Raw genomic sequence first — 7,764 nt, forward strand, 5'->3', positions numbered from 1 at the left:
CGATAGCCTCTGCTTAAGCTCCGGTCAATTAAATCTATCGCTATCTCCGGTTTCTTCTTAAATTCTTTGTCTTCTTTCCCCTCGGCTAAGGAACTAGCCGGTTGATAAATTTCCCTGTCTAGGGGTACACTTTTTTTGCCGTCGTAGAGATGAGTAGTGACGGCGACTATTCCGTTGTCTGTCTTGCCAATTTCTCCCAAGTACTGCCTCCCAACTCCGGCGGTCAGATTGCCACTTTTTCGATGTCCTGAGTCATCGACAATCAGGGAAAATCCTCGGGGGATTTGCGTCTGGCGGCATTGGTTCATCACTTGCAACCGACATTCATTCACCTGACGGTCTGACCAAGGAGATTCGGTCAAAAAGTGATGTAATCGGTTATAAACTACTCCGACGGCATTATTGGCCATTTGAGTCAGGTTTTTCCTCTCACTTTCCCCTAATAATCCTCCTAAATATTGTCTGAAGCCGTTTTTTTGCGCTTCGTTTTTGAAGCAATTGTCAAACCGCCGACACCATCGGTCAAAGCATGGGGGCATCGCGGCTGGGGTTGTCTCTTTCATCGCTGCTCTTTCAACGTAAAGTGCTTATTCTTTAACGATTATACTCGATTCTACTCTTGTTGAGCGTTTAAGTCCCATTAAGTTGTTAGGTTTATGGCTCTTCTCGACAGCAACCATGGGGGATTATTTTTAAATACCTCGAAAATCTGGTTTAAAGGGGCAAGATTAGCACCTCTCAGGAAGTCTTGCCCCTCAGCCTTTTAAAATGGCCATTTCCATTCGCGAATTTCTTGCTTATCGATCCCCTCTGCATAAGCATAATTGGAATGTTCGATAATCTGATTTTTCAGCCATTCTCGCAAATGACCGCCAACGATTTGTAATTTAGGAATACGATCGATCGCATCGATGGCCAAGCTAAAACGATCAATTTGATTACGCATCGCTAATTCTAAGGGGGTGTTGATATTACCGTGTTCTTTATAGCCCCGTACATGGATGCGTTCTTGATTGATACGACGGTAGGTTAACTTATGAATGAGGAAAGGATAACCGTGGAAGTTAATGATAACCGGTTTATCTGGGGTAAACAGACTGTTAAAATCGGTGTCCGATAAACCATGAGGATGTTCTTCGGCCGGCATTAACTTGAATAAATCCACAACATTGATGAAGCGTATCTTAAGATCGGGAAAATGCTCGCGTAAAATGGCTGTGGCTGCTAAGGCTTCCATTGTCGGGACATCACCCGCCGCCGCAAATACCAAATCGGGTTCACTTCCACCATCATTACTCGCCCATTCCCAGATGTCAATACCTTTGCTACAGTGAACCACAGCAGCGTCTTTGTCTAAAAACTGTAAGTGTAGTTGTTTATCAGCAACAATGACATTGACATAGTTTTTACTGCGTAAACAATGATCACTTACTGACAATAAACAATTGACATCTGGGGGTAAATAAATCCGAGTGACTTCAGGGCTTTTATTGGTTACAACATCTAAAAAGCCAGGATCTTGGTGGGTAAAACCATTATGATCTTGTCGCCATACCGTAGAGGTAATTAAGAGATTCAATGAGGGAATGGGAGCGCGCCATGAGATTTCATTACATTTTTCAATCCACTTACAATGTTGATTGACCATAGAATCAATGACATGAACAAAAGACTCATAGGTAGAAAAAAAGCTATGTCGTCCCGTTAATAAATATCCCTCCATCCAGCCTTCTAGGGTATGTTCACTGAGCATTTCCATCACCCGACCATTGGGAGAGAGTTCTCCTCCATCTACATCTTCAGGGAGATAATTAGCTAACCATGTTTTTTTGCTAACTTCATAGATAGCATTTAACTTATTAGAAGTATTTTCATCGGGACCAAAAACTCGGAAATTGCTCATATTATTTCTCATCACGTCCCGCAGAAACACTCCCAACGGACGGGTATTTTCGGCTTCAAATTGCCCCGGTTTAGGAACTTCCAGACAATAATTGCGGAAATCAGGCATTTCTAGGTCTTTGCGAAGGAGTCCTCCATTAGCATAAGGATTAGCACTCATGCGGCGCACACCTTTGGGCGCAAGTTCTTTGAGGTCGGGAATTAATTTACCTGTTCTATCAAACAATTCTTCGGGTTTATAACTTCTCATCCAAGCTTCAAACAGACTTAAATGCTCTGAATTGGTTTTCACATCCGCCATTGGTACTTGATGCGCTCGCCAGAAGCCTTCAATTTTATGTCCGTCAATCTCAGCCGGTGCTGTCCAGCCTTTGGGAGAACGGAGGACAATCATAGGAAAGCGGCAGAATTTGGCTTCGCCACTGCCACGGGTCTCGGCTTGAATTCGACGAATTTCCTCAATACAATGATCTAAAGTTGCCGCCATCGCTTGGTGCATACTGGGCAAATCAGAACCTTCCACGAAATAGGGCTGATAGCCATAACCCAAGAAGAGATTTTCTAAGTCTGAATGACTGATGCGAGAAAGGAGGGTAGGGTTGTTAATCTTGTAACCGTTGAGGTGCAAGATGGGCAGTACCGCTCCGTCGGTGATGGGATTGAGAAACTTGTTGGAGTGCCAGGAAGTAGCCAGCGGACCGGTTTCTGATTCCCCGTCTCCCACCACTGCAAAGGTAATTAAATCAGGATTATCAAACACAGCACCATAGGCGTGAGAAATACAATATCCCAATTCTCCCCCTTCATTAATAGAACCGGGGGTTTCGGGGGTGCAGTGACTGCCTATCCCACCGGGAAAAGAGAATTGTTTAAAGAATTTCTTCAACCCCTGTTCATCTTCACTTTTATCGGGATACACCTCAGAATAGGTTCCCTCAAGGTAACAAGGGGCAAGAACCCCCGGCGCACCGTGACCCGGACCGTTAAGATAGATGGCATTGAGATCGTACTTTTTAATTACCCGATTACAATGAGCATAGATAAAACCTTGGCCTGCACTTGATCCTCAGTCACCTAAGACCCGATTTTTGATGTGTTCGGGTTTAAGCGGCTCTTTGAGTAGGGGATTATCGCGTAAATAGAGCATTCCCAACATCAGATAGTGAGCAGCCCGCAACCAAGCATCGATTTTGCTGACTTCATCATCATTTAAGGGGGTTCCTTGAATTGTAGAGCGAGCAACACCAAAACAGCTAATGCTGTCAGTGGTAGATTCGGGATGACTTGCCATGCTTTCTTCCTCTGAGTAAATATCAACTGTCTGTACCTTTACACATAAACTTTGTCTAAAGTTTAAGAAAAAGTGTGGTATTGGTTAAAATTTAGTTCCCCTTTTTTGCCCTTTTTTAGGCTATGATGGCCAGTCTTATTCGATAAGCTGTTCGTAGTTTAAGGGTAAGCCTCTTGCCTGTTGCATGATTGCCTCTCCTCTATAAGTAGCCTACACTCAACGGATTTAGTATTAATTTGGTAGGCTCTCTTGGAGTTATGGTGATCAGTAAATATTCTCAAAGAAAGGTAGTAGGCTGTATGACCCTACCAATTACACTACGCGCAGGTGGGGACGCAACCTGGTCAGTGAGTTTATCAAACTGTTTGCGTCCATAATGTAACATGATGAATATTTTTCACCCAATGTTCAAAAGAGCCATTTGATCAGACTACGTTTACCCTTCTGAGTATGAATTTTATCTGCAATCACCCCTCGATCGAGCATTGCTTAAAACAACAATTCATTCATATTTTTCCAGAAAAAAAACATAAATTAACTTTCTATTGTTGCCCAAAAACTGATAGTATCCTCTATCGTTCACCTCTGTTTTATTATTTTACACCTGCTCAATGTCAAGCTATATTTAACCATTTAATCGCCCTTTTTCCGCAAATTCAGCTTAAGGAAGGATGGCTAGAATTATTATTAGATCAGCAATTTTTGTCCTTTTGGTTACTGAAACTAAACGATTTAATTGATAAATTTTTCTCCGATCAGCTTCCTCTCCATCCCGAAGGAGAATTTTTCTTTTTATTTCAATACACCCACGCTCGCTATTCTAGTTTGTTACAACTGCTCAATCGGGAAAAAGTTAGATTAATCGAGCCAGAACTATTATCATGGCATCATCCCGCCGAAATAGCCTTAATCCTGCAAATTTTAACCGTTTGTGATTGTTGGGAAGGCCAGAAACTCTATCCCCTAACTGCGAATTTGTGCGAAGCGATGCTCAATTTTGAGCGTAACTGTCGCATTATCGGAGAATCGGCCCCAATTCAGCGATCGAGATTAGTCCTGATTAGCGTCAGTCAAAAACTACTTAACCGTCTTCTCCGTCAAAAATGGCAACTGCTGCCGATGACGGAACTATAAAAATATTAACTTTTATGAATTTAGTGGACAAAACCATCAGCTTATGATAAATTTTAATTAGTGTGAGGAGCGAACCAGAATAGAGAGCCGAGACGAAACATGGACAGTCGCCGGCTCTCTTTCTGTTTTTCAGGAATTATCTTTTTCTTGGCGATATTTAATAAAAGTGGGCAAATCAACCCGAAAAGAGGAATATTTCGGGGAAGGAGAGATGATAGGTGCGGGCCAATCCCTGTCTTTCTTATTTAAGGATTCTACTGGCTCAATTGTCTCTAATTCCGCTAAAAACTCATCCATGGGAGCCACTTCATCCCTTTCTTGATTCTCTGTCTGAGACCAAGGCTCGATCGCAGCTGCCTTGGCAACAATGGCTAAATCTGGGGGAGAATTGCGATCGCTACCGCGTTGGAAATACTGGGCTAAGGCCGCTTTATACTGGAGGGTGTAGCGTTGCTGACGTTGGAGACGGGTGCGTAATTCTTGCAATTGCTGGTCATAGTTGCAGAGTTTTTGGCTTTTTTCCTGATAACTTTCCTGAATTAAGGCACATTCTCGCTCTAAACGGGCTAATTGTTGACGCGTGCGGGTCAATTCTGCGGTCAAATTGGCAATAATCATCGGTTGCCGTTGTTCTGCTTGACGATACTGTTCGATTTCCCCTAAAGCTCGCTGTAATTGTTGCTTTTCGTATTGCAGTTCCTCGTTTTGCTGCTGGATTAGGGTATCGCAACTTTGCAAGCGACGATGTTGCTCGGCTAACCGCGATCGCAGTTCTGCGAGAGCTTGCTCCCGTCGCCAGATCTCCGCTTGTAATTCTTGATTTTGTTGACGTAAATGAGAGGATAGAGCCGGCCAATCTGTCTCATCTGTTGATTGACTCTCATGCTCGACAATTTCAGCAGTAATGACAGTATCCGCATGGGTGAGATGATCGAGGTACAGGTCGGAATTATCGTTCATAAAAGCCAAAGGATGAGGAAACCTAGAAGTTTAGAGACGTTAAAAGCCTTCTATCGTTCCAAAAAAAATGGGAACCGCATTGTTAGAGACTGCCGCGCGGTTCCACTGCCGATCCTTGAGAGGAGAACACTACAAATAACTATAAGCTTATTAGGAATTTTTGTCAATACTTACTGAGAAAATTTTTCATTAAGTTGGGGAGAGAGGGGAATCGACTAATTCCTAGATAGCTATAGTGCGGGGTATCTGGCCTGGATCCAGGGAAGAATTAGCCACAGCAAAATTGACACAAGCATCGGTCGAGCGAGTTAGCGGCTCGATGTGCTTCAATAATCCTATAGTTTTTATTTTCCTTGTCGTATCATGCCACGTCCCCCGAAGAAAACCCCTAGCACCCCTGAACCCCCCGAAGAGCCAATTAAAACCACTCCTCCCCTACAACCTCTACAAATTATTAAAAAGGGTTCTAGGGCTGCAGTACCCCCCAAACCCCCAGAAACCCCTCCAGAAATAATTGAGGAAAAACCAGCGGCGGAAACGGTAAAATCAGTCAGTAGCGAGATAAAATCTCCTCTCCGTCCCCGTTTCGATTCGGCTCCTCCATTCCGAAAACCGATTCCCAAAGCAGAAATTCCCGTCATCGAAAAAGCGACGGGAGCTAATGGCGAAGTATTTAATCTGACCGATTCTGTCCTGATTACCGAACCTTTTGGTACTCGTATTCCTGCTATTATCGATAGTTTTTATGCCGATGATCAAGGCGAAATCTGGGCGCGACTCAAACCAGTGGAAGTTAATCCCGATTGTCGCTGGGAACAGGCCTGTATTCGCTCTCAGGGTTTGGTAAAAGCTGAGTAAGACAGTTATCAGTTATCAGTTATCAGTTATCAGATTTGAGTTTTAAGTGTGCAGTATTAACAGGTAATTCTCTTGCATAATTAATTTTTGAGTGTTCAAAAATGTCAAAAATAAGGATTAGATTGTCTAACATCTGTAAATAGACCATTTAATTGATTATTATTCATTCTTAATTCTCCTGACTACTGACTCCTAACCCTAACAACAATTTTTGATTTTTACAAGAGGTCTGATGATTTGGTATTCTCAAAAGGTTTACTGGCTATGGTATGATTAAGGGTAGTTTGTTAGACTATGATATTTTCCATGATCATCTGTTTTTATATCATCTCATAGTGAACAAAATTCACTCTCTAAATTTGGGTTTAAATTATGATAACTACACTAATCGAACGAGAAGCAGAACCAATTTTAATTAGTGACTTAACCTGGAGAGAATTCAAAGCTGTTGAACAGCTAATCGATCGCCCAGGGTTAAGGTTATCTTTTTTAGATGGAGTTTTGGAGATTAGAAAAATGCCAGGGAAAAAACACGAAACTATCAAAAAACGTATTGCTTCTTTAGTAGAAATTTATTTAGAATTTTTGGGATTAGATTTTACTCCTACTGGTTCTGTCACCCTAGAAAATGAATTTGAAAAGGTTAAAAGAGAAGGTGATGAATCCTATGAATTGGGAGCAAATAGAAAACATCCTGATTTAGTAATTGAGGTGGTTGTTAGTAGTGGAGGAATTAATAAACTGGAAGCATACAAACGGTTACAAATTCCCGAAGTTTGGTTTTGGATGAATGATGAGTTATTGTTTTATAGTTTAGGAAATGATGGTTATGAAGCTGTTAGTAAATCGCAACTTTTACCGAGTTTAGATGTAGATTTATTGATGCGTTGTATTGGTATAGAAAATCATGCTCAAGCGCTGGGAGAATTTAGAGCAGGGATTAAACCGAATTGCTTGGGTTAATATTGATAGAAAACGATTAAGAAATTATTGCTTCAGTTGCTGTGGATTCGTTGAAGCAGCAAATTATCAATCAGATTTTGGTTGAGAGAATTTCAGTATATTAAGGGGAAGAGAAATGTGAGTGACGAGCTTGTAAAATGGATAAAAGAAAGTTAGTGACTTTCTGAAAACATTCACGATCCCTTTGTAACATTAGGTATCCCTTGTGGATATATATTGACATGGGAATGTTGTATTGATTTAAAAAGCCTTTGCCAGTTGATTAAAATTTCATTAGCGTTTCCGTCCTGATTTTTTTGTAACCCAAGTATCACTTCAACAGTTCCTTGATAATTAGCTTGAGATATACTCTGGTGGTTAAGTTTACTTAAAATATTTTTTAAAGTAGCCCAAACTGAACTTACTCTAATAATTTCTATTAATGTATCTCCTTTATGAATTACTATTACAAGTTCATAGTTATCCTTTCGATTTTCTGAGCATAAAGATTCCCACTGGCTTGTTTTTAAGCGAATGATAGGATTGTTATAACTTATAGTTTTGGGCTCTTCGTTACTCTTTATGCTAAATCAACAGACAAGATGCCAAGACAACATACTTCTAACCCAAAAATTCCGAAAGTTTCTCAAGCCATAGGCTCTCCGTTTTATTAGTTT

Annotated in this window: 4 protein-coding genes and 2 pseudogenes; 3 read left to right on the plus strand and 3 right to left on the minus strand. The window is 41.3% G+C overall.

Annotated features, from left to right (window positions below; genetic code table 11):
- Both H6F92_RS02370 and H6F92_RS02375 read right to left on the minus strand, forming a co-directional pair.
- A pseudogene (locus tag H6F92_RS02370) lies at positions 1-563 on the minus strand (IS701-like element ISMae34 family transposase); the annotation flags it as partial.
- Between the two features lie 200 nt (positions 564-763).
- A pseudogene (locus H6F92_RS02375) lies at positions 764-3,193 on the minus strand (phosphoketolase family protein).
- A gap of 450 nt (positions 3,194-3,643) precedes the next feature.
- Between H6F92_RS02375 and H6F92_RS02380 the strand changes: the two are divergent.
- Complete coding sequence (locus H6F92_RS02380; RefSeq protein ID WP_190356656.1) at positions 3,644-4,327, plus strand: DALR anticodon-binding domain-containing protein; 684 nt, start codon at positions 3,644-3,646, stop codon at positions 4,325-4,327.
- A 129-nt stretch (positions 4,328-4,456) separates the two neighbouring features.
- On the opposite strand, the gene H6F92_RS02385 is transcribed toward H6F92_RS02380, so the two are convergent.
- Positions 4,457-5,287, minus strand: a complete 831-nt coding sequence (locus H6F92_RS02385) for a hypothetical protein (protein WP_002756806.1) — start codon at positions 5,285-5,287, stop codon at positions 4,457-4,459.
- 363 nt (positions 5,288-5,650) lie between these two features.
- Here H6F92_RS02385 and H6F92_RS02390 point away from each other — a divergent pair, with 363 nt between their 5' ends.
- Together H6F92_RS02390 and H6F92_RS02395 are read left to right on the plus strand one after the other, a co-directional pair.
- The gene (locus H6F92_RS02390) at positions 5,651-6,145 is read left to right on the plus strand and encodes a hypothetical protein (RefSeq protein ID WP_190356657.1); all 495 of its coding nucleotides are present in this window, start codon (positions 5,651-5,653) and stop codon (positions 6,143-6,145) included.
- A 372-nt stretch (positions 6,146-6,517) separates the two neighbouring features.
- The gene (locus tag H6F92_RS02395) at positions 6,518-7,108 is read left to right on the plus strand and encodes a Uma2 family endonuclease (RefSeq protein WP_190356658.1); all 591 of its coding nucleotides are present in this window, start codon (positions 6,518-6,520) and stop codon (positions 7,106-7,108) included.
- Positions 7,109-7,764 lie beyond the last annotated feature (656 nt).

It is taken from the genome of Microcystis wesenbergii FACHB-1317 (genome assembly GCF_014696875.1).
GTDB lineage: Bacteria > Cyanobacteriota > Cyanobacteriia > Cyanobacteriales > Microcystaceae > Microcystis > Microcystis wesenbergii_A.